20 protein-coding genes and 1 tRNA gene are annotated in these 24,754 nt (G+C 63.2%); 7 read left to right on the forward strand and 14 right to left on the reverse strand.

All coding sequences use genetic code 11. The annotated features are described in order from the left end of the window. Positions 1 to 234: 234 nt before the first annotated feature. From M1P90_RS14830 to M1P90_RS14855, 6 genes are all read right to left on the reverse strand, one after another. Positions 235 to 1,140, reverse strand: a complete 906-nt coding sequence (locus M1P90_RS14830) for an MBL fold metallo-hydrolase (protein ID WP_483703491.1) — start codon at positions 1,138 to 1,140, stop codon at positions 235 to 237. A gap of 46 nt (positions 1,141 to 1,186) precedes the next feature. Then, positions 1,187 to 1,576 (reverse strand): DUF309 domain-containing protein, encoded by a 390-nt coding sequence (locus tag M1P90_RS14835; protein WP_483703493.1) that lies wholly within the window; start codon positions 1,574 to 1,576, stop codon positions 1,187 to 1,189. A 254-nt stretch (positions 1,577 to 1,830) separates the two neighbouring features. Beyond that, on the reverse strand, positions 1,831 to 2,508 hold the full coding sequence (locus tag M1P90_RS14840) for a P-loop nucleotide/nucleoside kinase family protein (RefSeq protein WP_483703495.1): 678 nt from the start codon (positions 2,506 to 2,508) through the stop codon (positions 1,831 to 1,833). A 93-nt stretch (positions 2,509 to 2,601) separates the two neighbouring features. Further along, positions 2,602 to 3,081, reverse strand: coding sequence for a DUF2127 domain-containing protein (locus M1P90_RS14845; protein ID WP_483703497.1), 480 nt, complete (start codon positions 3,079 to 3,081; stop codon positions 2,602 to 2,604). 17 nt (positions 3,082 to 3,098) lie between these two features. Further along, positions 3,099 to 3,560, reverse strand: a complete 462-nt coding sequence (locus M1P90_RS14850) for an HIT family protein (RefSeq protein WP_483703499.1) — start codon at positions 3,558 to 3,560, stop codon at positions 3,099 to 3,101. 351 nt (positions 3,561 to 3,911) lie between these two features. Then, positions 3,912 to 4,628: a PQLLE family protein gene (locus M1P90_RS14855; protein WP_483703501.1), complete on the reverse strand. Its 717-nt coding sequence runs from the start codon at positions 4,626 to 4,628 to the stop codon at positions 3,912 to 3,914. Between the two features lie 738 nt (positions 4,629 to 5,366). On the opposite strand from M1P90_RS14855, the gene M1P90_RS14860 reads away from it, so the two are divergent. Continuing rightward, on the forward strand, positions 5,367 to 5,681 hold the full coding sequence (locus M1P90_RS14860; protein ID WP_483703503.1) for a hypothetical protein: 315 nt from the start codon (positions 5,367 to 5,369) through the stop codon (positions 5,679 to 5,681). 232 nt (positions 5,682 to 5,913) lie between these two features. After that, positions 5,914 to 9,588, forward strand: coding sequence for a tetratricopeptide repeat protein (locus M1P90_RS14865; RefSeq protein ID WP_483703505.1), 3,675 nt, complete (start codon positions 5,914 to 5,916; stop codon positions 9,586 to 9,588). A gap of 367 nt (positions 9,589 to 9,955) precedes the next feature. On the opposite strand, the gene M1P90_RS14870 is transcribed toward M1P90_RS14865, so the two are convergent. The 4 genes from M1P90_RS14870 to M1P90_RS14885 form a co-directional block, all read right to left on the reverse strand. Further along, the gene (locus M1P90_RS14870; protein ID WP_483703507.1) at positions 9,956 to 11,032 is read right to left on the reverse strand and encodes a M42 family metallopeptidase; all 1,077 of its coding nucleotides are present in this window, start codon (positions 11,030 to 11,032) and stop codon (positions 9,956 to 9,958) included. Positions 11,033 to 11,237: 205 nt separating this feature from the next. After that, positions 11,238 to 12,251: a hypothetical protein gene (locus tag M1P90_RS14875; RefSeq protein ID WP_483703509.1), complete on the reverse strand. Its 1,014-nt coding sequence runs from the start codon at positions 12,249 to 12,251 to the stop codon at positions 11,238 to 11,240. Positions 12,252 to 12,372: 121 nt separating this feature from the next. Continuing rightward, a complete protein-coding gene (locus M1P90_RS14880) occupies positions 12,373 to 13,635 on the reverse strand; it encodes a glycosyl hydrolase family 18 protein (protein ID WP_483703511.1) in 1,263 nt (420 codons plus the stop codon). A gap of 27 nt (positions 13,636 to 13,662) precedes the next feature. Continuing rightward, entirely contained in the window at positions 13,663 to 14,028 is a 366-nt protein-coding gene (locus tag M1P90_RS14885) for a metallopeptidase family protein (RefSeq protein ID WP_483703513.1), read from the reverse strand. Between the two features lie 562 nt (positions 14,029 to 14,590). Here M1P90_RS14885 and M1P90_RS14890 point away from each other — a divergent pair. Continuing rightward, on the forward strand, positions 14,591 to 15,571 hold the full coding sequence (locus M1P90_RS14890) for an IS110 family RNA-guided transposase (protein ID WP_483698797.1): 981 nt from the start codon (positions 14,591 to 14,593) through the stop codon (positions 15,569 to 15,571). Between the two features lie 199 nt (positions 15,572 to 15,770). Here M1P90_RS14890 and M1P90_RS14895 read toward each other — a convergent pair whose 3' ends face one another. Further along, positions 15,771 to 16,385 (reverse strand): RNA polymerase sigma factor, encoded by a 615-nt coding sequence (locus M1P90_RS14895; RefSeq protein WP_483703515.1) that lies wholly within the window; start codon positions 16,383 to 16,385, stop codon positions 15,771 to 15,773. Between the two features lie 572 nt (positions 16,386 to 16,957). Here M1P90_RS14895 and M1P90_RS14900 point away from each other — a divergent pair. Beyond that, positions 16,958 to 17,031 (forward strand) — tRNA-Gly (locus M1P90_RS14900). A 142-nt stretch (positions 17,032 to 17,173) separates the two neighbouring features. Here the strand turns inward: M1P90_RS14900 and M1P90_RS14905 are convergent. Both M1P90_RS14905 and M1P90_RS14910 read right to left on the reverse strand, forming a co-directional pair. Beyond that, positions 17,174 to 18,277 carry an ABC transporter ATP-binding protein gene (locus M1P90_RS14905; protein ID WP_483703517.1) on the reverse strand — a complete coding sequence of 368 codons (1,104 nt, stop codon included), beginning with the start codon at positions 18,275 to 18,277 and terminating at the stop codon, positions 17,174 to 17,176. Positions 18,278 to 18,314: 37 nt separating this feature from the next. Next, the gene (locus M1P90_RS14910; RefSeq protein ID WP_483703519.1) at positions 18,315 to 19,340 is read right to left on the reverse strand and encodes a LacI family DNA-binding transcriptional regulator; all 1,026 of its coding nucleotides are present in this window, start codon (positions 19,338 to 19,340) and stop codon (positions 18,315 to 18,317) included. Positions 19,341 to 20,077: 737 nt separating this feature from the next. Between M1P90_RS14910 and M1P90_RS14915 the strand changes: the two genes are divergently transcribed. The 3 genes from M1P90_RS14915 (at position 20,078) to M1P90_RS14925 (ending at position 23,328) form a co-directional block, all read left to right on the forward strand. Beyond that, positions 20,078 to 20,497: a hypothetical protein gene (locus tag M1P90_RS14915; RefSeq protein ID WP_483703521.1), complete on the forward strand. Its 420-nt coding sequence runs from the start codon at positions 20,078 to 20,080 to the stop codon at positions 20,495 to 20,497. 207 nt (positions 20,498 to 20,704) lie between these two features. Continuing rightward, the gene (locus tag M1P90_RS14920; RefSeq protein WP_483703523.1) at positions 20,705 to 22,048 is read left to right on the forward strand and encodes a hypothetical protein; all 1,344 of its coding nucleotides are present in this window, start codon (positions 20,705 to 20,707) and stop codon (positions 22,046 to 22,048) included. 419 nt (positions 22,049 to 22,467) lie between these two features. After that, entirely contained in the window at positions 22,468 to 23,328 is an 861-nt protein-coding gene (locus M1P90_RS14925) for an LLM class F420-dependent oxidoreductase (protein WP_483703525.1), read from the forward strand. Positions 23,329 to 23,457: 129 nt separating this feature from the next. On the opposite strand, the gene melA is transcribed toward M1P90_RS14925, so the two are convergent. After that, a complete protein-coding gene (gene melA, locus M1P90_RS14930; RefSeq protein ID WP_483703527.1) occupies positions 23,458 to 24,753 on the reverse strand; it encodes an alpha-galactosidase in 1,296 nt (431 codons plus the stop codon). Position 24,754: the final 1 nt, after the last annotated feature.

Genomic DNA, 24,754 nt, shown 5'->3' on the forward strand with positions numbered 1-24,754 from the left:
TTGAAAGTTGCAAGTTGTTCAGGCATAGACGAATGACGACCGTAAGATTTACCACAGAGACACAGAGGCACGGAGGTTTTGGAGTCGCGGGTTTGAACGTTTGAAGGTTGCAAGTTACAGGTTCCAGGTTCACAAGTTGCAGGTTAGTGCCAACTGCCGACTGCCTACGGCGTAACTTACAACCTGCAACCTGCAAACCCTTCAACTCAGCATTCAGCATTCAACATTCAACACTCACCCCACCGCCTGCCAGATCATGCCGTCTTCCTCAAGCACAAGCTGCGCCTGGCCTTGCTGCGCGAGGTAGCCCAGGTGCGCCGATACCGCCGACACAAAGATCGCGTACTGCGGGATGGCGGCAAGCTGCAAACCCAGCGCGGCACGTACCCGCCGCGCCACCGCCAGCAGGTCGCCCGGCTCGGCAAGCGCGGCACGCACCGTGGCGCTGGCGTGCTCGATTGCGGCCTGGTTGACCGCCAGCAATTCCTCCAGCTGGTCGCGCGGGGTCAGGTCGCCGTGGCCGGGCAGGAAGTAGAGGTCGTTGCGCGCGGCCAGCCGCCCCAGGCTCGCCAGCTGCGCGCCAACATCCTGCGCGTAGGGGATGCCGTGCTTCTGCAAAATCGCTGGCCCGAAAAAGCCGTCGGCGGCGAAGCACACCCCATCGAAGGCCAGCCCGATCTGCCCGAGACTGTGGCCCGGCAGCGCGATCACGTCCAGCGTGGTGCCCGCAATCGTGAGCTGTGCGCCCTCAATCAGATGATCGACCGGCACGCCTTTCGCCATGAGCCATTTGTTTTGCAGCGCGGGGATCGGCTGCGCGCCCATGCTCAGGTAAACCGGCTCCAGCAGCGGGTGCGCAATCAGCGCGGCTTCGAGCGGCGGGGCATACACTGGCACGCCGGGCAGGTTGCGCACCAGGTAGTCGTTGCCGCCAATATGGTCGGCGTGGTGGTGGGTGTTGATAATTGCGCGCAGTGGCAGCTTCGCCTCGTCGAGCGCCTTGCGAATAAGCCGGCCGGCATCTTTGTCAAGCCCAGTGTCGATCGCGATTGCGCCGCCGTCAGCGGTGGCGACAACACCCAGGTTGTTCGAGCCAGGAATGGAGAAGGTGCGCGCTGTGATCGGCTGCAGCAGGGCCATACGTTTCCTCGCAGATGCGCGGCAGGCGTGGCGCGCTGAATGCGCATTATACCGCAGGTGCGTCGAACTCGAGCGTCAGGCGGGGCATGGTGGCCCAGTCGGCGCGGCCCTGCCCGCTTTCCACGTCGGCGGGAATGTGGGCGCGTACAGCCGCTATGTAGGCGCACAGTGCCGCGACATCCAGCCCGCCGTGCGCGGGCGCGTAGGGCGCAAGCAGGGCTTCGGCGCTGGCAAGCGTGCGGCGCGGCCCGGTGATCAGGCCCAGGCGCAGCTGGTTCAGCGCGTTGGCAAGCTGGATCAGGCCGCGCAGGAAATCCGAGCGGTCGGCAAACCAGCACTGCTCAAAGGCCAGCAGCGCGTCGCGATATTCTTCGGCATTGAAATGAGCGACCGCCTGCGCAAACTGCGCCTCGGCCGGGATGCTGCTGGGTGCCATGCGATACCTGCTGCTTGCGCGCCGCTCTGGCGCGCCCGCGTATTTCTACTATGTTTGCGGCGGGGTGTCAAATATTTTGTCCCGGACGAGATCATAGGTTGTCCCGGACGAGATCATAGGTCGTCCCGGACGAGATCATAGGTCGTCCCGGACGAGATCATAGGTCGTCCCGGACGAGATCATAGGTCGTCCCGGACGAGATCATAGGTCGTCCCGGACGAGATCATAGGTCACCCGGACAGAGTTGTGCTGTATTAGAGTTCATCATTGGTTGGTGGCTGGAAGATCGCGTACCATTCGCGCAGGTGCGCGGCGCTGATATAGAAGGTGCCGGGCGGCAGCGCGGCGTTGCGCGCTTCCAGGCGGGCAAGCAGCTCGGCCTCAGGCAGCACCAGCGCGTGTATCACGAACCCCACGCCAAGCCGCGCCGCGCGGTTGCGGAAGTCGTCGCGCTCGGCACGCGCCCAGAAGCCAAAGTCGAGAATGACGTTGGTTCCAAGCGCGAGCGCCCGCGCCGCAACATCCCACATAATCGCTTCGATGGCGCTGTGCCGCGTGTCGTGCGCGGGGTCGGCGAGGTCGTTGCCGAACAGCGCGATATGCCACTCATCGGGCGTGAGGCGCAGGGCGTGGTGCTGCTGCTCAAGCTGGCGGGCGAGGGTGGTTTTGCCGGCGCAGGGCAGGCCGACGATCAGGTGCAGTGTAGGCATGGCGGCGGATCTGTTTACAGGTTTGAAGGTTACAGGTTGCGCAGTAAGCAGTTGGCAGTAAGCAGTTGGCAGGCGGCAATCGGCAGGCGGCAATCGGCAGGCGGCAGGCGGCAGCGGGCAGGCGGCAATCGGCAGCGGGCAGGCGGCAGGCGGCAGGCGGCAGGCGGCAGGCGGCAGCGGGCAGGCGGCAGGCGGCAGCGGGCAGGCGGCAGTAACCTTCAAACGTTCAAACCTGTAACCTGCCAACCCCTAACCTGCCAACCCAAAATCTCCGTGTCTCCGCGTCTCCGTGCCTCCGTGGTTCCGTCCCATCCGTCACGCTGGCCTGTGCGCGCGGTATTCGCGCCATACCAGAATGACAACCAGCACGTCGAAGGCGGTTAGCAGCGCCAACCCCAGCGAGTAATGGTAGCTCAGCCGGTAGAGCTGGTAGAGAATAAACAGGCCCAGAAAGGCGAGCGCAGCCGGGTAGGCCCACGGCTTGCCCCGCAGCAGCGCGACCGCCAGCGCCAGCTTGATCAGGCCGTGCGCGATCAGGTAGATGCTGGCGAACAGCTCGGCGCTGGCCGAGAACTGTGCGGCGGCGTGGCGCAGCGCGTTGGCGATCAGATCGTGCGGGTCTTCGACCAGCTCGTGCTGGGTCAGTCCAGTCACCAGCCGATTCAGCGAACGGTTGCCCGTCAGCAGCAGCACCAGCCCGCCAGCCATTTCCAGCACGCCGTCGAAGGCTTTGATCCAGACGCTGGCCGCGAACACGCGGTGCAGAAAGCCTGCGCTGCTGGGCGTTTCTGCCATCGGCGCGTGCTTCTCCACTACAGCACAGCCGCGCTCAGCGCAGCACCAACTTTGGTAGCGATCCGGTTCATCTCGGCTTCGGGCACGCGCTCGGCCTCGGGTACGCCCAGCGCGCCAAACACACGCGGGCCGCGCAGATCGTCGGGGTGGTCGGCCTGGCGGGCGATGACGTGAACGTGGACGTGCGGGTGATCGACGGATTCGGCGAACTGGACGACATAGGTCTTCACACAGCCGGTCGCTTCGGCCAGCGCCTGCGAGGTGGCGTGGATCAGCAAGCCAAGCTGGGTCGCTTCTTCGCGGGTGAGGTCGGCCACGGCTTCGATGTGGCGGCGCGCCACCAGCACCAGCCAGCCCGGCAGCGAGGTATCGAAGGCGTGCACAACATCCCAGTACGCCGTGCAGAAAATATTGTCCCACAGCGGGCGCGTGCCGGTGTCGCGGGCGGCGAGCAGCGCGCAGGTTGCACAGGCGGGCATGGCGAGTCCTTTCGGCTGGGGCGGCTCCGGGTGCGAATTATAGCATTTTTGGGGGATGGGGGTAACATCAGAGCCGGGTCAAAGTCCCGAAATTCATCCGCAGATTACACAGATTACGCAGATTGTAGATATCATATCTGCGTAATCTGTGTAATCGGTAGATAGTTCTCGTTCTTATTCCAAATTTGACATAGCCCTGAATGGGCCGATGCAAATCACAATAGCACCTTGAGTGCGGCGTAGCCGTGTATCGAAGGGTGCACCTAGAAACCTGTTTGCCCCTTCGATACGCGCTACGCGTGGGTACCTTCTTCTCCCTATCTCCCATCCTCCACCCCCTATCTCGCTAGCCTACGCACGCGCGGCGCGGGTAGCGGCAGCCTTGCGGGCGGCAGCGCGCTGCGCGGGGGTCTTGCTGTTGCGCGAGGTACCGCCGATCTGTTCGATCAGCTCGGGTTGCTGGCGCAATGCAATCTTGGCGATCTTCAGGTACTGCGCAACCCAGCGCGTCATGGCATCCAGTGCGTCGCGCTGTGCCCGGGTGGCGCGCTGAGATTCGCTGCTGGCGGCGGCCTGGTCGGCATAGGCCTGGGCCAGCGCCTCGATCACGGCGCGCTCGGCCTCTAGGCGCGTGGCGGTGTAGCCAAACGGCGCAAGCGCGCTGCTAACCTCGGGAACAGAGGTGGCGTTTTCGAACAGTTTGCGCGCCGCCGCAAGAAATGCCGACTGAGCGGTAGGCATTGGCCCGCGCAGGCCCAGTGTGGCACGCTGCGATGTGTGCGCCGGAAAGATTGCGCGGGCGACCTGGGCCAGCGCCTGGAAGCTGGCGCGGGCGCGCACTTCGGCGGCCTCGGCGGCCAGCAAAGCGGCGCGATAGTCGCCGGCCGCGATTGCCTGCGCATTCACAGCGGCGCAGGCCGCGTCGTAGAGCTGGCGGCCCTCGGCCATTCTGGTGGCGGTGTAGCCGTAGGTGGCGACCATTTCGCCAATCGTCGCATTATTCTGGGTGTTGGCAAAGGCGAGGCGCGCAGTGTTCAACTGTTTGGCAATGGCATTGCTGATGCTCATGATGTGTTCCTTTGTGTTATTTGGTTGATTTTCACAAGCTGGCTGTTGGTGCCGAAATAGCTGGCGCGCCCAGCCGGGCGCTGTGCTGCGGTGCGTGTTTGTTGGGGATAGGCAATCCTTTCTCATAGCGGTGGTGCTGGCGCTCGTTCACGCTTTACTATTACTCGTTCCCAGGTTTCTGACACTCGTTCGTGGGCTGCTGGCACTCTTTCCGGCCTTCGGTGTACTCGCTCTCGGGCTACACACTACTCACGCTTGCATTGCTGGAACTCGTTCTTGCGTTGTAGGCACTCTTTCCTTGGTTACGGGGACTCATTCCTGGCATCCGTGCTGGTCGTGCTCGTGTTGTTGGTACTCGTGCTCGTGCCGCTATGCCTCGTTCTCGCCTCACATTGACTCGTTCTCGCGTTGCTGGCACTCGTTCCTGTGGTGGTTGCGATTTTCACAGCCGGCAAGACCATCCACCACTGCTGCTTGTATATTCCACAGGACGCATCTAACTGCTGAGGCGTAGTATAGAAGTTGGGTGAACCAATGCATTACCAGGGTTCATCGTACCACCGTTATTCGCAGGCCAGCAGCTGGTGCAAGCCCCGCCGCGATGCCCAGGATCGATGGGCGGGGCCAGCCGCGTATTGCCTACAGTTTGGCATGAATTGCTGCGACAAGGCGCGAAAAACGCTGCCAGCTACGTTATACTTATGAGCAGGCAAACCATGAGTGGAGAAAGAGCAGACAATGGACTACCAGATCGCGCTTGCGCCCGAGCTTGGCATCAGCGCCGCGCAGCTCGCGGCCCAGTGGAACGACAATGATGAAACGCGCGCCCTGGGCGCAGCCTCGGTTGCGCCAAACGCCGGCCAGCAATTCGACCTGGCGGCAGTGGTGGAGCTGGTGATCATCCCGCTGGCGGTGAGCATCAGCGCCAACGCCTTCTACGATCTGCTCAAAGCGCGGATCGTCGCAGCCGGCACACGCAAACGCACCGAGCTTGTGGCAATCGAGCAGCCCGACGGCTCGTGCGTGGTGGTGGTGACGAGCGAGGAAGAGTAAGGTCAGTACGCAGTTGGCAGACGGCTGCGGGTGAGCGCAGAACGCAGAGCGGCTGAAACGCGCCAGCAATCGCCAACTGTAAGTCGTCGATCGTACATCATTCATTCTTCGCATCATCTGCGGTCTTTGCGGTTGAAAACTCAGCCGTCGTTCGTCAGTCGTCGGTGGTCGTGGTTCGTCGGTCGTCGGTCGTCCTTGGTCATTCGTCGTCGCGCAGTTCTACGAGGCCAGCATGACCTTGATTAGCATTCGTGAGCAGCCCAATGGGCCAGATGGCAGCAACGCAACCCTGAGCTTCGACGGCGAGGGCGTCTACCCGATCACAGTCACGCCGCCGTTCAGCGACGAAGAGGAAGCGCGGCTGGAGTGGTACTTCGAGCAGCACCTCCAGTTCCCGTTTACGCAGCAGGTGCGGGCGCGCAACGCCGCCGCCAGCATCGCCAGCTATGGCGAGGCGCTGTTCACGCAGGTGTTTGCCAACCCGCAGGCCTTTGCCGACTACAAGGCGGCGCTGCACGCCAACCCGAGCGCGCTGCGCTTTGAGATCGCTGGCTCGCCAGAGTTTCAGCGCCTGCACTGGGAGGCGCTGCGCGACCCGAGCATGCCGCGCGCCTTTGCGCTCGACGCGCCAATGGTGCGCAAAAATCTCAAGCCGCAGGTGCTCAAGTCATCCGTGCGCCCATCGCCCACGATCAATATCCTGGTGGTGACAGCGCGGCCGGGCGGCGCGCGCGATGTTGGCTACCGCACGATCTCGCGCCCACTGGTCGAGGCGCTGGAGCAGGCAAATGTGCGCGCGCAGGTGGACATTGTGCGGCCGGGCAGCTACCGCGAGCTGGCGCGGCGGCTGGAGGCGGCGCGGCTGGCGGTGCCAGAAGGCGCGCCAGCGGGTGGCTACTACCATGTGGTTCATTTCGATGTGCATGGCGCGGTGCTGAGCTACGACGAGCTGGAGCGAGAGCGCGACGCGAACCGCTTTTTGTTCCAGGCGCGCTATGGCCGGGGCGATATTGCACCCTACGAGGGTCGTAAAGCCTTTTTGTTCCTGGAAGGCGAGCAGGCCGGGCAGTACGACCCGGTCGAGGCCGGCGAGCTGGCCGATTTGCTGATCACGCAGCAGGTGCCGATCGCCATGCTGAACGCCTGCCAGTCGGGCAAGCAGGTGGGCGCGAGCGAAACAAGCCTGGGCAGCCGCCTGATGCAGGCCGGCGTGCAGGTGGTGCTGGCGATGGGCTATTCGGTGACGGTGACGGCGGCCGCGCTGTTGATGCGCACGCTGTATGCCGAGCTGCTGGCCGGGCGCGAGCTGGCAGCGGCCATCCGCCTGGGCCGGCGCGAGCTGTGGAACCAGAAGGGCCGGCGCGCATACTTCAACCAGAGCATCGACCTGGAAGACTGGCTCTTGCCGGTGGTATACCAGAACCGCACTGTCGAGCTCCAGCCGCGCGCATTTACCCCCGAAGAAAGCGCGGCCTTCTACACGCGCAAGGCGCAGCGTTACAACCCGCCCGCGCCGGCCTATGGCTTCTTTGGGCGCGACCTCGACATCCTCCAGATCGAGCGGCGCATCCTGGCGCAGCGGAACATCCTGCTGCTGCGTGGCATGGGCGGCGCGGGCAAAACCACGCTGCTGCGCCACCTTGCGGCGTGGTGGCAGCGCACCGGCCTGATCGAGCGCGTGTGGAGCTTTGAATACGACCAGCGCGCCTGGACGCGCCAGCAGATCATGGATGCGATTGCGCGCGAGCTGTACCCGCCGTCCGAATACCATGGCGTGTTCCAGCCGCTGGGGCTGGAGGCCCAGCAAGCCATGCTGGCCGACACCCTGCGCGCCCGGCGGCACCTGCTGATCCTCGACAATCTTGAGTCGATCACTGGCGCGGAGCTGGCCATCCAGCACACCCTGCCCGAACCCGAGCGCGCAGCCCTGCACGGCCTACTGCGGGCGCTGGCAGGCGGGCAAACGCTGGTGCTGCTTGGCTCGCGCAGCGACGAACCCTGGCTGGCGGCGGGCACCTTTGGCAGCAATGTGTATGAGTTGCCGGGGCTGGACCCCGAGGCGGCCACGGCGCTGGCCGACGCCATCCTGACGCAGGCAGGCGTAAGCGCGGCCGAGCGGGCGAGCGACGAGCTGCGCCGTATCATGAAGCTGCTGAATGGCTACCCGCTGGCGCTGGACGTGGTGCTGAACAACCTGGCGCGGCAGCCAGCAGCGGCAGTGCTGGATGCACTGCAAAAGGGCGATGTGGCGCTGGACACAGGTGACGCGCAGGACAAAACCAGCAGCATTCTGCGCTGCATCGACTACTCACACAGCAACATTGCGCCGGGCGCACAGGCGCTGCTGAGCTGCCTGGCACCCTTTACCTCAGTCATCAACCAGAATTGGTTACCGCAATACAGTGAGCAGCTACGCGCCCAGCCAGCGCTGGCCGGGCTGCCGCTGGACGAGTGGGATGCTGTGCTGGCCGAAGCGCAACGCTGGGGTCTGCTCAAGCCGCATGCAGCCAAAGGCTACCTGGAAATCCAGCCGGTGCTGCCCTTCTTCCTGCGCAGCCGCCTGAATGATCCTGCGCAGGCCGAGCTGCGCGCCGCCATCGACACCGCCTTCCGCGCCTATTACAACGAGATTGGTGGTGAACTTGATCAACTAGCAGCATCGAAGAGGCCTCAACAGCGGCAGCTTGGCCTGGCGCTGATTGAGCTGGAATATGAAAACCTGAGCGCTGCGCTACGCCTGGTACTGGCTGCACAATCATCCATTTTCAATATAAGTTCTCCGCTATCACTGTATCTCGACAATATACGCGACCATGCGCGCGGGCTTGCACTTGGTGAGCAGGTGCTGGCTGGGCTGGAGCACTACCCAGCCGCTATGCTCATAGGCAAGCTTGGCCTAGAGTTTGCTGGGGTCGTCGACAATGTTGCAAAACGGCAGTTGGCACTGAAGCGCTATACTGAGGCAGAGCGTTCATATCAAAAAGCACTTGGCATTCTGCTTAACAACACTGTCATTGATAAGCAGCTTCAGAAACGAGGAAGCGCAGGTATTTATCATCAGTTGAGTCTGATAGCTCACGAGCAGCGACAGTGGACGCTAGCAGAACAATACTGTCAACAAGCGTTACATATATTCATCGAATATAGAGATGAATATAATCAGGCTAAGACATACTTTCAACTAGGCCACACAGCGCAAAAACAGTACCAGTGGATACAAGCTGAAGAATATTATCAGCTAGCATTAGGAGTATTTAAAGAATTCGGTGACGTTCCGTCTCAAGCGCTTATTTATCATAACCTAGGCACTATTATGCATGGAACGGAACAAAGGACCCACGCTGAAGAATATTATAAACAGTCGCTAGAACTCAAAAACAATATTGGTGATCAATATGGTCAAGCTGGCACATACCATCAATTAGGCCGAATTGCAATAGATCATCGTGAATTGACACAAGCTGAATATTATTTCCAACAAGCTTTAACAATCCTCATAGAGTTTAATGATATCTATGAGCAAGCACGTAACTACCATGAACTGGGTGTAGTAGCGCAAGAGCAACACCAGTTGGCGCAGGCTGAACAGTATTATCATCAAGCCTTGCGGATCTACGTCGAGTTCGGCGACCGCTACAGCCAAGCCAGCACCTACCACCAACTGGGCTGGGTGGCGCAGGAGCAGCGCCAATGGGCGCAGGCGCGCGAGTATTTCTTGAATGATTTAGCAATCACTGCCAGCTATGACGACCCACATGGCCTTGGTATCACACTGCGCAGCCTGGCGCGGCTGTGGCAGGCTAGCGGCGACGCTACGCTGCCCGCTGCTGTCGCGGAGATTATTGGCGGCACGGCGGCGGAGGTGGAGGAGCAGTTTCGCGCCTTTGGCGCGGGGGATGGGGGTTAGGAGGGGGATGGGGCGGCGATGCGAAGCGATGAGATGCAATGCCAAGCTTCCTGGAAGCTCGTGTTGATGTAGGCTTGAATGTGGCAGCCACATCAGCTTCCAGGAAGCTGCTCGATGAGACACCGCGCTCGCCCCCTTCGGCAGGCTCAGGGATTCGCTTCGATACGCGCTGCGCGCCTTTGGCCTGGGGCATATAACACACTATCACTCCGCACACTGGCTCATATCGCGCTCGCCCCTTCGATATGCGCTACGCGCTACTCAGGATGCTCGCGCGCATTCAATCACCTGTCATCTTGCCATCTTGTCATCTTGTCACCTTGTTCGCTCGTCCCCATCCCCTATCTCCCAGCCCCCAACCCCCACGTCACGGCAAAAAGCTCGTGTCGGCGCTCAGGCTGCGCACAAAGGCGGCGATAAGCTGGGCGGTGTGCTCCACGTCGTCGAGCTGGATCATTTCGTTGGGCGAGTGCATGTAGCGGTTCGGCACCGACACGACGGCGGTGGCGACGCCGCCGCGCGCAAGGTGGATGGCGTCGGCGTCGGTGCCGGTCAAGTCGGGGCTGACGTTGACACAGTAGGGGATGCCTTCGCGCTCGGCGATTTCCAGCAGCATCTCGTACACTACCGGGCTGTTGGTCGAACCGCGCTCGATCACCGGGCCGCCGCCCAGGCTCACCTCACCCTGGCGGCGCTTGTTTGAGTCGGGGTGGTCGGTGGCGAAGGTCACATCGACGACGATTGCGGCGTGCGGCTCGAAATTCCACGCCGCCGTGCGCGCGCCCGAGAAGTCGCCAACCTCTTCCTGCGCAGTGGCGGCAGCCGCAACCGTGGCGGCCGGGCGGTCTGCCGCCAGCAGGCGCAGCGCCTCGGCCACAGTGAACGCGCCAATGCGGTTGTCGAGCCCGCGCGCGACCAGCCGGCGGTGCGGCATGTCGTAGGCGGGTGCGTCGATCACGCCCACGGTGCCCACACGCACCAGCGCCTGCGCCTCGGCCTTCGTGCGCACGCCAATGTCGATCCACATGTCTTCGATCTTGCTGGCCTGCTCGCGCTCGTCGCCCTTCAGCAGGTGGATCGGCTTCTTGCCAACCACGCCAATCAGTTCGCCAGTCTTGCCGAGCAGGCGGATGCGCTGGCCCACCAGCACCTGCGGGTCCCAGCCGCCCACGCCAGCAAAGGCCAGAAAGCCATCGTCGTCGATATAGGTCACGGCAATGCCGATCTCGTCGATATGGCCGGCCAGCAGCACGCGCGGCGCACCAGCTTCGCCTTCCAGCACCGCAAAGGAGTTGCCGCGCACATCCGACCAGACGCGGTCGGCGAAGGTGCCGGTGTAGCCGCGCCACAACCGCGCGGCGGCGGCCTCGTCGCCGGAGGGGCCGGGCGTGGCCAGCAGCAGCTGCAGGAAATCGAGGCCCTGGCTGGTGAGCGAAACGGGCATTGGTTCGCCTTTCTCTACGAGTTGCGTTTGTGCAGATTATAGCGCGAAAGGCGTGAGGGACGTGAAGATCGTCAGGAAGTACGAATCATCCGCAGATTACGCAGATTACGCAGATAAGCGTTTGAGCGCGAAAACCAAACTCCGTGGCCTCCGTGCACTCTGTGGCTTAGCCTATCTGGTCTGCCCAATCTGTGGATGATTTGCGCTAACGCAGCGTTTGCGCGGGGATGGGGGCGCGTGGCACGGCGGCCTCGCCAAGCGCAAAGAGGCGGCGGGCCTGATCAAGCTGGCGCGCCGAGTCGGCCATGCGCAGGGTGGCGCGGTTGGCGTTCTGAATGCTCAGGCTGCTGTAGAACTCCAGCATGCTGTCAAGCGCCTGGCGCTCGATTTCCAGGCCAGCCAGGTAGCTGGTGTGTGCCTGCGCCAGCGGTGCGGGCGGGGAAAGCGCATCAATCGTGCGGTAGGCCGCGTCGATACGGTCGCGCAGGGTGCGCGCCGCCGCGGCGTGCGCAATCGACGAGCCGCCGGGCTGGCTGGTGGTGGCGCGGTAGGTGTCGATTGCCTCGCGAAGCTGGGCGCGTGGCGCGTCGAGCGCGCTGAGGTAGGCCAGCACGGCGGCATCGCGCGTGACCGGCAGCTCGGCCTGGATGATCGCGGGCTTTGCCGGCGCGGCAGTGGCCTGGGCGGGCGGCTGCGCGGCGGCGAGCGCCTGTGCCTCGTTGCGCGCAATCGTCTGGCACAGCAGCACATTCAGGCCAATCGTCAGCGCGAGCAGCAGGATGGGAATGAGCCAGAGGACCGTGCGTGCGCGGCTGGTGTCGCGGCGGGTGTGCCGCCAGTGCACCCACCACGAATCGCGGCGGTGCTGTTCCTCCAGCTGCCGCTCGCTGAGCGCCGGCTCGGGCGGGGCGGGCAGCACGGGCGGCAGGGGCTGCGCGGCGATCTTGCCCTGCTGCTCCAGCCAGGCCAGACCCTTCTGGGCGCGCTCGTTATGCGGGTTGGTCGCCAGCACCGAGCGCAGGCAGAACGCGATCTCGTCGGGGTTGTCGAGCACGCCCGAAAGCCACAGCCAGCCCATCTCGTGGCGCGGGTTGAGCTGCACGGCGCGCGCCAGCAGGCCGGCCGCGACACGACGCTGCCCGCCGCGCGCCGCCGCAACGCCGCGCTCGTACAGCCGCGCCGCCTCGCGCTCATTCGATTTGATCGCCGTTTCGCTCATACTCAATGCCTGGAAAAAAATATCCGCAGATTACGCAGATGGCACAGATTTGTAGATGCTTCAGAACCGGCAATCTGCGTAATCGGTGTAATCTGTGGACAAATTTGCTTCTTGAAATGCGCTAATGTTCGGGCAGCGCGCTGTTGAGCATGCGCTGCGACTCGAATGGATCGGCCACGAGCTTGGCGCGGATCGCGTCCCAGTTCTTCGGGTCCTCGCCGCCGAGCCGCCAGATCGCAATGCCCGCCAGGTCCAATTCCTGCACCAGGCCAATCTTCGCCTCCAGGCCACGGCTGGTCGCAAACCAGACCTTGCGGCCCTTGTAGGTGATCCAGCTCTCCTGAATCGGCCCGTTGGCGTCGCTCTCGGCAAAATTGACCGTCAGGCCATACGACTGAATAAGATCGTTGATCGCTGCCCAGATCTGCGGGGTGGCATCGCCGCTGGCCGGCCAGTTGTAGCCGTAGAAGGGCACGCCAATCACCACTTTGTTTGGCTCGACCGTGGCCTTGGCATACTCGGCCACCTGCCGCACCCAGTAGATTGGCGCGACCGGGCCGGGGCCGCCGCCGCGCCAGTGGTAGTCGTAAGTCATAATCCGCATGCGGTCGACTGCCGGGCCAATCACGCTCCAGTCCTGAAAGCCACCCAGGCCGCCGTAGTCGGCGGTTTTGGCGTGCACTGCAATCGTCAGCAGCTTGCCCTGCCCGTGCAGCGCGCCCGACAGCTCGGTGATAAAGGCCGAAAACTCGTCGCGCAGGCTGCTGTCGAGCGTTTCGTAGTCGATATCGAAGCCATCGTAGCCGTGAGTCATCACTTCTTCGACGATGTTGCGCACGTGCTGGCTGCGGCGCTCGGGGTTGCGCAGAATACCTGGCACCGGGTCGACGCCATTTACCACGTTATGAACCGTGGGAATGACGAGCACATTCTTGCTGCGCGCCAGCTCGATCAGAGTCTGGTCGCGGGCATCGGCGCCGTGCAGCAGGTTGCCGCGCGTGTCGGGCGTGTACCAGAACGGGCTGACTTCGTCGAGAATGTCGGCGTTGGCCTCGAACGAGGCGCGGTTGTCGCTGTCGAAGGAATCGGGCAGCCAGGCCGCGATATAGCGCCCGGTTTTCGGGTGCACCTGCGCCACGCGCCCATCGTCGGCCGGGGCGACATTTTGCAGCACATTGCCGGGCTGCGCAGCAACTACCTGCGGCGCAAGCGGGCGCTGCGTCGGCAGGGGCGCGGGCGTGGCCGTGGGGAAGATCGGTGGCGAGCTGGCCTGCTGCGCCAGGCCAACCGTGTCGGCCAGCAGCGCAACCCACACCAGCAGCGCCGCCGCGATCACGGCAGCAGGAATGGTTCGGCGGGCGAGTGGGCGAATTCGACGCATCATAATGTCTGGTTGCGATCAGCCGCGCCCTTAGTAGGCGTCCAGCTCGTGCAGGCGCGCATCGCTGATGCCAAACAGGTGCGCCAGTTCGTGTAGCACAGTGCGGCGTACCTGGGCGCGCAGCGCGTCGCGGCTGGGGAAATCGCGCTCAAGCGGCTCCTGGAAGATTGTAATCAGGTCGGGCATGGTCAGCGCGCCGCTGCTGCGCTTGGTGAGCGGCACACCTTCGTACAGGCCATAGAGCGTTTGCGATGGCGCAAGCCGAACGGCGCGCCGCTGCGCCGGGCTGGGTTGCTGCGCCACCTGAATTGCAACGTTTTCGAGGTAGCGCGCAAACTCGGGTGGCAAGGTGTCGAGCGCATCGAGCACAAGCGCTTCAAAACTTGTTGTGTCCATCGTACTACTCCCGGGCGCTATTATACGCGGCTGAAGCATGAGGTGTCAAGCATTTCGCAGGAATTCATGCCAGAAGTGCGGGCGGAATCGCGTGGTGAATGGCGACAGTGGGGATGAGAAATGGTGGCAGCAGGCACAGTACGCAGCAGGCAGTATGCAGCAGGCAGTGGGCACGGAACCGAGAGCCAAGAACCGAGAATAACGGAACCGCAGAACCGCAGAACCACGGAACCGAGAGCCAAGAACTACAGAACCACGGAACCTGCAACCTGAAACTCCTAAACCTCCGTGCCTCTGTGTCTTGTCTAAAAAGCCGCCAAGTGGGGCGGGTCAACAAAAGACCAATGAAGGCTCGCAGAAGTGGCTTGGCTCTGCTATCCTATGCCTTGATGCATCTCAAGGCCGCAAAAGACCGATGCGCTCGACGCTGTCACAGAGAATGGCTTTCGATGCATCGTATCGCTTGTTTCACAAGACCGTGTAAGATCCCAGTGCCCACGAGCACGTAGCCTCAAGACTGGTCCGAAACAAGCTCCTTTTTCTTGTCCTTTGGAGAGCTATCATGCACATTCTCGGCATTGACCTCGCCAAACTCACCTTCGATGTCACCCTGCTGCGTGAGGGTGGCGACCGTCGCCACAAGCAGTTTCCGAACACCTCCGCTGGTTTTGAGCAGCTCCAGCAGTGGCTTCGCTCCCAGCACATTGAGCACGTGCATGCCTGTATGGAGGCAACCAATGTCTATTGGGAAGCGCTGGCTGCCTTCCTCGCCGATGCTCAGCACATCGTCAGTGTGGTTAACCCTGCCCGTATCAAGGGTTTTGCCCAAAGCCAGATGATGCGCACCAAGACCGACAAACAGGATAGCCGCATCATTGCGTTGTTCTGCTTGCAATGCCAGCCCGAAGCCTGGACACCACCCTCTGCCGCCCAGCGCCGCTTGCGTGCGCTCACACGCCATCGCGACGACTTGCTCCAAACGCGCACGCAACTGTCCAATCGCTTGGGCGATACCAGCGACACGGTGGTGCGCACGTCGCTTGAAACGGTTCTGGCAAGCGTAGAGGAGCAGATCACAAGCGTCGAGGCACAACTCAAACAGCATCTCAAAGACGAGCGTGACCTGGGCGAGCAAGCTGCGCTTCTCACGGCGATTGTCGGAATAGGTACAATCACTGCCGCTAAGTTGCTGGGGGAGTTCTGCGATATCGACGCGTATACATCGGCCAAGGCGCTGGCGGCAGACGCGGGAGTAACACCGGCGCAGCACGAATCGGGAACGAGTGTGCGGCGGCGAACACACCTCTCGAAAGTGGGCAAGGCGAGCGTGCGAGCGGCGCTGTACTGGCCGGCAATTGTGGCGATGCGACGATGCGAAGGGTTCAAGGCGTTTGCGGAACGGCTGGCAGCGCGCGGCAAAGCCAAGGGTGTGATCATCGGTGCGGTGATGCGCAAGTTGTTGCACGTGGTCTATGGTGTACTCAAGCATAAAACGCCCTTTGACCCAAACAAAGTCCTTGGCCCGACCCGTTCTTCAACGTAATATCTCTGTGGTGAACTTTTGGTTTCTCGGCTGTCAGTCGCCGCCCACGGTGGCGTAGACGACAACGGGCGAGCGCGAATGATCGTGGGGACCATTCAACGCCCGCCCGCTGCCGGTGAGGAGGGAGATATTTTCAGCAGGTTGCAGTGGGCAGGATGCAGTGATACTGCGGGTCTGCGCCATCTGCGAAATCTGTGGATTACACCGCCGGCACCAGCGCCGCCTGCGAGCCAAGCTCCTGCGCGAGGCGCAGCAGGCCACGGTGCTGCAGCGCCTTCACCGAGCCGATCGTGCGGCCCAGGGCGTCGGCGATCTCGGCCAGGCTGCGATCTTCGTCGAAGCGCAGGCGCAGCACCAGGCGCTGCTCGCGCGTCAGGATGTCCATCGCGTCTTTGATCTCGTGGTAGGCGATCCGGCTCATAATCGCCTCGTCGGGCGGATCGAGCGCGCCGAGCTGGCCTTCGTCGAGCGGCACCGAGTGGCGGCGGCGCGACTGGCGCAGCACGTCGACGGTGCGGGCGTAGGCGATGCGATACAGCCAGGCCGAGAAGGGCCAGCCGCGATCTTCGTAGCGCGCCAGGCTTTCGAGCACCTTCACGAACACGTCGGCGCAAACATCCTCGGCCTGCACCGGGTCGCCCAGGCGCGAGGCGATGTAGCGCTGGATCTGGGGGGCATAGCGCTCGTACAGCGCGCCGATTGCGTCGCGCTCGCCGGCCTTGGCGCGGGCAATCACGAGCGACTCGGGTTCGGCGGCCCAGCGCATTTCACTGGTTGGCTCCAGGGCGGGGGAATGATCAAATGATGGCAGCATTTTCGCCTCTCAGCAATGGGCAGCAATAAAAATCAATGCGCCGCCCGTTCCGGCTCACACGAATTCTGTATTTATTCAGGAAGTATGTGGCAAGTATAGAGAAGCGAGATGAACAGCGAGTGATTAAAACCGGGGTGAGGATGACGAAACCCCCAGCATTGCGCGGCGGCTGCGGGCATCGGCGGCGGGGTTCGAACATGCGCCCGGCGCTGATGTGGCGCGCAGGAACGGCGTCAGGACGCCTTTTTCACCCCGTAACAGCTGAACAGGGGCGCGCACAGTTGGGCAAAGGCGGCGTATAGGCCTGCATGAGCGCCGAAAATCCGCGCCCGCCCGCAGATGAATATAAAGGAATGCAGGTGCTGCGTAATGACAAATCGTTCATTTGCCGGGAGGGGCGGGGCCATGTCAAAAATCGGGAAAGGGAACGATATGTATCCACAGATGGCACCGATTACACAGACTGGAGGGTCCTAATCTGCGAAATCTGTGAACGGATTTTTGGGACTTTGACGTAGCCTTCGGGCGCGACTTGACGAAAGCGCCGAGGGTGGGTAGAATCGTCGCGACGCGCGGGAGTGGCGTAGTGGTAACGCGAGAGCCTTCCAAGCTCCAGTCGCGGGTTCGATTCCCGCCTCCCGTACCAACGAAAATGCCGCCCGCTGGCACTGCCAGCGGGCGGCGTTTTTGTGTGTCAGGAAAGCGAGAGAGTTGTTTTGCCCGAGCCGCACCCTGTGATACAGCCGTGCGGCCTGCTCAGGATGCGACTCGTTCCTCGCAATCAGGTGCTATGCCAGCGCCTTCTCGGTTTCGCGGTCGAAGATGTGCATCTTGCCCATGTCGATCACAAGGTCGAGCTTCTGGCCCACGCGCGCGCCGGTGCGCGGGTCGAGGCGGCTGACCATTTCCTTGCCGCCGTTCTCGACATACGCAAACACCTCGGAGCCAAGCGGCTCGACCACGGTGACGTTGGCCGAGACTTTGGCGTTCTCGTCCACGCCGCGCGGCACATAGTGCATGTCGTGCACGTCTTCGGGGCGGATGCCGAAGTAGACCGGCTTGCCGACCTGCGAGTTTACGGCGTCGTTCTTGTCGGCGGGGATGGGCAGCTGGAACGGCCCAAGGTTGACCACCAGGTTGCCGTTGCCGCGCTCAAGCGTGCCTTCGAAGAAGTTCATCGAGGGCGAGCCGATGAAGCCGGCCACAAACATGTTCGCCGGGTGATCGTACAGCGTCTGCGGCGTGTCGAGCTGCTGCAGAATACCGTCCTTCATCACGGCGATGCGCGAGCCCATGGTCATCGCTTCGACCTGGTCGTGCGTCACGTAGATGAAGGTGGTCTTCAGGCGCTGGTGCAGCTTCGAGATCTCACCACGCGTCTGCACGCGCAGCTTGGCGTCGAGGTTGGAAAGCGGCTCGTCCATAAGGAACACGGCCGGGTTGCGCACGATTGCGCGGCCCAGGGCAACGCGCTGGCGCTGACCGCCGGAAAGCGCCTTGGGCTTGCGGTCGAGCAGGTGGCCAATGCTCAGCAGCTCGGCGGCTTCCTTCACGCGCTTGTCGATCTCGGCCTTGGGCGTTTTGCGCAGCTTGAGGCCGAATGCCATGTTGTCGTAGACGCTCATGTGCGGGTAAAGCGCGTAGCTCTGGAACACCATCGCGATGTCGCGATCCTTGGGCGGCACATCGTTGACCACGCGGTCGCCAATGTAGATGTTGCCGTCGGTGATCTCTTCCAGGCCGGCGAGGCAGCGCAGCGCGGTGGACTTACCGCAGCCCGACGGGCCAACGAGCACCAGGAATTCCTGGTCGGGGATGTCGATGTTGAGGTCTTTCAGCACCGACACTTCGCCAAAGCGCTTCCATACGTGGTCGAACTTGATACCTGCCATGGTTCCTTGCTCCTTCGCTACTACGCACCAAGAGGAATCAATCGGTAGATTTCGCTGCCCTTGCAGGGCCGGTTGAGCGCCGCACAATCAGGCGGCCGGGTAGCATTGCGCTTTGCGCGGCACGCGGGCGCTGCTCGATCAGGTCAATCAGCAGGCCGGCGGCGTGCTCGCCAGCGGCGCGGCGCGGCTGGCGCAGGGCCGTGAGCGGCGGGTGCATGTGCCGCGCCAGCGGCAAATCGTCAAAGCCGACAATCGAAACTTCCGTCCCAACATCCAGCCCCGCGTCGTAAAGCGCGTGCATCGCCCCAAAAGCCAGCTCGTCGCTACAGGCCAGAATGGCGCTGGGCGCTTGCGGCGCGCTCAGCAGCTCGCCAAGCGCGTGGTAGCCATCCTGCTCGGTGCGCCCGGCCTCGACGATCAGGCTCGGTTCGAGCGGCAGCCCGGCGGCCTGCAATGCGTCGGCATAGCCCTGGTAGCGCGGCTCGCTTTCGGCCAGCTCGGATGGCAGCTGGATCAGGCCGATGCGCGTGTGCCCCAGGCTGATCAGGTGCTGCATCGCGATCTGCGCGCCCGCGCGGCCGTCGATCATCACAAACGGGCTGGCGCTCGCGGCGGGCGGCGGGCCAACACACACGTGTGGCAGGCCGGCGGCGCTCAGCGCCTGGGCGCGCTCGTCGTCCACCAGCATGTCGAGCAAAAGCAGGCCATCGACCCGGCCGGTGCGCGCAAGCTGCAAGCAGACCTCCGCGCCATCCTGATCGCCAACGTTCGCCAGCAGCACATAGTAGCCGCGCGCCGCCGCCGCATCCGTCAGGCCAGCCAGCAGATCGGCCAGCGCCGGATCGGCCAGGCGGCCCGGCTGTGCCGGCAGCACCAGCCCCAGCGTATGGCTGCGCCCGCGCATGCTGCGGGCGGCGTGGCTGGGCTGGTAGTTCAGCTGCGCCACTGCATCCAGCACGCGCTGGCGCGTCGCGGCGGTGACCGAGCCGGTGCCGTTCAGCACATACGAGACAGTCGCCGTCGAGACATCGGCTAGTTCAGCAACCTGCTTGATCGTCGCCATTGCTCGCCGCTGAAACGATTAACCTGTGAAACGATTAAGTGGTGAAACGATTAAGCGGAGTATAGCAGTGGGCCGTGCCTTTGTCAAGCTGCGCATGTGCCCGCAATTTTGGCGCCGGGCGCGGGGCTGGCAAGGGAACGCTTGCCACGAAGACACGAAGACACGGAGGGCATCAGGATGTTATTCGTTCTTGGTGTCGTTGTGGCTATTTGAAATGCATTGGATTGATTTGGTCGTTTACGGCCGGGCGAAACCGACACGCACCGCGCGGGGCTGAAGCCGCCGCGCTACGGAGCCACGCCCCGTGAACGGGGCTTGCGATTTGGTCTCGACCCCTGCCCGCTTGTGGTGTTTACAATTTAACCCAAACAGCCCGCGAAGGCGGGCTTCGCCGCAATTTAGCCCGCTGCTTTAGCGGCCGGGCGAAACGCGATTGCCGAGTTATTTTGTTGAATATTATAAGCCGCCGCGCTACCGAGCCGCGCCCCGTGAACGGGGCTTCGTTTCTTCTCAGCTCAAATAACCACCAGGGCACCAAACCTTATGCATTCTGAAGCCCTCCGTGCCTCTGTGCCTCTGTGGTAAACGCTTCTGGCTTTCTTATTCGAAACGTATTTGATTTAGCCAAACATGCCCGCAATTGGCACCAATTGGCACCCTTTTTCCTTGAAATGGCAGCGCGCGACGGCATACACTCGGGGCGTGAACCGACACACCAAGCTGAAAGGAAAACAACCATGGCAACGACGACATTTACCCCCGCCGCCGCAAAGTCGAACCTGCTGCGCCGCGCGCTCCAGGCCGACGCAATCGTGACGGGCCTGTGCGGCGCAATCCTGCTGCTCGACGCCGCGCCGCTGGCGCAGTTTATGGGCCTGGGCGGCACCTTCGCGCTCCAGGTGCTTGGCGCGGATCTGCTGCTGGCGGCGGCGTGGATCGCGTATGAGGCATGGCGCGCCGAGCTGCGGCCGCGAGCGGCGCAGATCATTATTGGGCTGTGCGCGCTGTGGGTGCTCGCCAGCGTGGTGGTAGTTGCGGCGAACCCGTTTGCGCTGACGGTGGGCGGGCGCTGGCTGGCCGCAGGCGTGGCCGATCTCACCGCGCTGATCGGGCTGGCCGAGTACGTGGGGCTGCGCCGGCTGGCGCGCAAGGTGTAAGCGCGATCATCCACAGATTACGCAGATTACGCAGATGGTGATGAAAAGCGATTAATTGAGCCACAGAGTGCACAGAGATCACTGAGTTTGTTTATTCTCCGTGACCTCTGTGTGCTCTGTGGCTTTTATCTTCTTGGTGATTACGGTTGACGAATCGCGTGGCATCGGGTATATCTCTGGCATCAATTGGCCAACCAGAACGCGCACATGCTTATTTTCGACATTGGAACATTCAGCCTGGCCTGGTGGCTCGGGCTATACCTGCTGGCGCGCAATCCGCGCAAGCCGCTGCTGCGTCGCGCCGGCCTGGGGCTGGCCGCCTATGCGCTGGCGCTGGCCGCCGACACACTGGCGCGCGCTGCTGCGCCCGATTCTGCCCCGGCGCGCTGGCTGGCGCTCGCGCACACCCTGCTGATCTTTCTGCCCGCGCTCTTGTGGGCCGGCGCGCTCGTGCGCCTGCTGCCCGACGAGTGGCCGCGCCGCGCCGCGCTCGACCGCGGCTGGCGGCTGGGGGTTATGCCGCTGTTTGCCCTGATCGCCGCGCTGGCTGTGACAGGCGGCGCGTGGTATGCGCTGGCCGTGCTGCTGGCGGTGCTGCCGCTGGCTGGCGCGCTGGCGCTGGTGGTGCACATGCGCCGCGCCATCCGTCCTGGCGGGCAGCTTGGCCTGCTGGTGCTGGCCGGGCTGTTCTTTGGCCTGGGCGTGGCGCTGCTGGCCTTTCAGCTTCCCGCGCTGCCGCACACCGCCAAGCTGCTGATGATCGAGTGCGACCTGCTGCTGCTTGGGCTGGCAATTGCGCTGCTCGACGCGCTGGACGAGGGCGAAACGCTGCGCCGCGACATTTTGCGCTCGGCGGCGGCGGCCAGCATTCTGGCGCTGCTGTTTGGCGCGCAGGTGGCGCTGGCGATCAGCCTGGGCGCGGGCGCGACCCTGCCGATGCAATTGCTTCTGCTGGCCGTGGTGGCGCTGGCGATTGCGCTGGCAAGCTGGGCCGACCACTTCGCGGCCTGGCTCGATGAGCTGGTGTTTGCGGGCGCGCCCGCCATGCAGCATGAGCGCGCCGACCTGCGCGGCGCGGCCAGCGCGCTGCCGCGTGTCAATACCGCCGCCGCGCCCGAAGCCTTTGATGAAGCCGAGTTTGCGCGCCTGACGCGCCGGGCGCTGAGCCACTACGGCGACCTGGCGCGGCTGGCGTCCAGCCCGCTCACGCGCCTGCCGGTGATTGCCGAGCGCCTGGCCGCACGCCGCGCCCCCGACGATGCGCTGGAGCGCGCCGCCGAGCTCAAGGCGCTGCTGGCCGAAAGCATTGCGCGCCTGAAACCGCGCAGCGCGGCGGCCTTTGGCACCACCGACGAGTGGCGGCACTACAATGCGCTGTTCTTCCCCTACGTGGCCGGCCTCAAGCCCTACAGCCGCCGCGCCGAGCCCGATACGCCGCCGACCGAGCGCGAGGCGCTGGAGTGGTTCCGCAGCAGCGTGCCCGAGCGCACCCTCTACAACTGGCAGAATGCCGCCGCCCGCCTGATCGCCGCCGACCTGCGCCAGGGCTGAGTGTTGAGTGTTGAGTGTTGAGTGTTGAGTGCTGAGTCGGCAGTCTGCAGTCGGCAGTCGGCAGTATGCAGTCGGCAGTCTGCAGTCGGCAGTCGGCAGTATGCAGTCGGCAGTCTGCAGTCGGCAGTCGGCAGTATGCAGCCACCAAACCTCCAACCTTCAAACTTTCAAACCTGCAACAGGCGTATGCAATACGCCCCGGCTCAACTTTCGAACTCGCAACCTGCAACCTGCGACCCAAGAATCTCCGTGCCTCCGTGCCTCCGTGGTGAACCTGGCCGTCGTCTTTCGTCCTTCGTCATTCGTCCTCCGTCCTTCGTCCTTCATCATTGGTCGCCATCGCCCCGCACTGCCCGCGATTCGGGCGTATAATCAACGCGCCGCGCAAGCAGCTCCGCACAGACAGAGAGGAGACCGCCATGGGCACGCTTCGCTTTGGGATCAAGACCGCGCCGCAGCACACGACCTACCCGGCTATGCTGCGCGTCTGGCAGGAGGCCGACGCCACGCCGCCGTTCGAGCACGGCTGGCTGTTCGATCATTTCTCGCCCATCAACCGAGACACGCCCGACGGGCCGTGCTACGAAGGCTTCACGCTGCTGGCCGCCCTGGCCGCGCAAACCAGCAACATCCGCGTGGGCCTGATGGTCGCGGGCAACACATACCGCCACCCAGCCGTGCTGGCGCACATGGGCGCGACGATTGACGTGATCTCGAATGGGCGCTTCGACATGGGCATTGGCGCGGGCTGGAATGAGTACGAGCATCGCAGCATGGGCCTGGAGCTGTACGCCCCCGGCGAGCGCATCCGCCGCATGGGCGAGGCCTGCGAGATCATCAAGCGGCTGTACACGCAGGAGCTAACCGACTTCGACGGGCGCTACTACCACCTGCAAGAAGCGCGCTGCGACCCCAAGCCGGTGCAGAAGCCCTACCCGCCGTTTGTGATCGGCGGCAGCGGCGAGCAGCTGACCCTGCGCATCACCGCGCAGTACGCCGACGTGTGGAACTTCGCGGGCGGGCCGGTCGAAACCTTCACGCACAAAGTGCAGGTGCTGCACGACCACTGCGCCGCCGTTGGGCGCGACCCCGCCGCAATCGAGCTGTCGGTGCAGGTGATGGTGAACTACGACAACTTCGACGAGACGATTCAGACGCTGCAAGGGTTCGTCGACGCTGGCGCAACACACCTTATTCTGAACCTGCGCTACCCCTACCCCGACGGCATTGTGGCGCGCATGGCCAGCGAGCTTGTGCCGCGCATCACGCCCAAAGCCTAATCCACACGCACAGGCAGGATACAAAACATCCGCAGATTACACAGATGCCACAGATTATTGTTCACGAGCGAACGCTTTATCTGTGTAATCTGCGTAATCTGCGGATACAACTAAACCCGCAAAATGAAATTAGCTGTACGCCGGCAGCCAGCCCTCGTGCCCGGCGATCAGATCATCCACCAGCGAATGAATCTGGTCGAGATCCAGCTCCGCGCCGGTGTGCGGGTCGAGCATGGCTGCGTGGTAGATATGCTCGCGCTTGCCGGTGAGCGCCGCCTCAACCACCAGCGACTGCACGTTGACGTTGGTCTGCATCAGCGCGGCGAGCTGGGGCGGCAGCGCGCCGATCTTGGTCGGCTGAAGCCCGCTCTTGTCCACCAGCACCGGCACCTCGACACAGCAGCCCTGCGGCAGATTGTCGATCAGGCCGCGGTTCGGCACATTGCCATATACCACGCGCGGCGTGCCGGTTTCCATCGAGTGAATGATCAGCGAGCCATACTCGGGGCTGCGCTCGATCTCAATTGGCTCGTCGCTCTCGTACAGCGCCTTCATCTTGTGCCAGCCGGCGATCTGGTTTTCGCAGCGCGTGATGTACTCATCCAGCGGCACGTTGAAGCGCTCGATCAGGTCGGGGCGGTCGCGCTTGATGAACCAGGGCGTGTACTCGCTGAAGTGCTCGCTCGACTCGGTGACGAAGTAGCCCAGGTGTTTGAGCATTTCGTAGCGCACGCGGTTCCAGTCGGGCACGCGCCCTTCGTCGATCACCTGGCGGATGCGCGGGTAGAGGTCCTGGCCGTTGTGCTCGAAGCGCAGGTAGAAGGCGACATGGTTGATGCCCGCGCAGACATAGTTGATTTCCCCAATCGGGATGCCAATGTCCTCGGCCAGGTCTTCGGCGGTGCCCTGCACGCTATGGCACAGGCCCACGGTTTTGATCTTGGTGGCGCGGCTAATTGCCCAGCAATTCATTGCCATGGGGTTGACGTACTGCAGGAAGGTCACGTCGGGGCAGACTTCCTCCATGTCGTGGCACATGTCGAGCAGCACCGGGATGGTGCGCAGGCCGCGCATGATGCCGCCAATGCCCAGCGTGTCGGCAATCGTCTGGCGCAGGCCGTACTTCTTGGGAATCTCGAAGTCGGTGACGGTGCCGGGCTTGTAGCCGCCAACCTGAATCATGCAGATCGCATAGTCGGCGCCATCGAGCGCGCGGCGGCGGTCGGTGGTGCTTTCGATTTTGGCGGGCGCGCCGAGGGTGCTGGCGATTTTATGCGCCACGATTTCCGAGGTGCGCAGGCGCTCGTCGTCAATATCGAACAGCGAAATGGTCGATCCGGCCAGCTCAGGGTAGCTCAGGATGTCGCCCATCAGGTTTTTGGCAAACACAGTGCTGCCTGCGCCGATGAAGGTAATTTTCGCCATG

The organism is Kouleothrix sp. 19917, assembly GCF_057073505.1.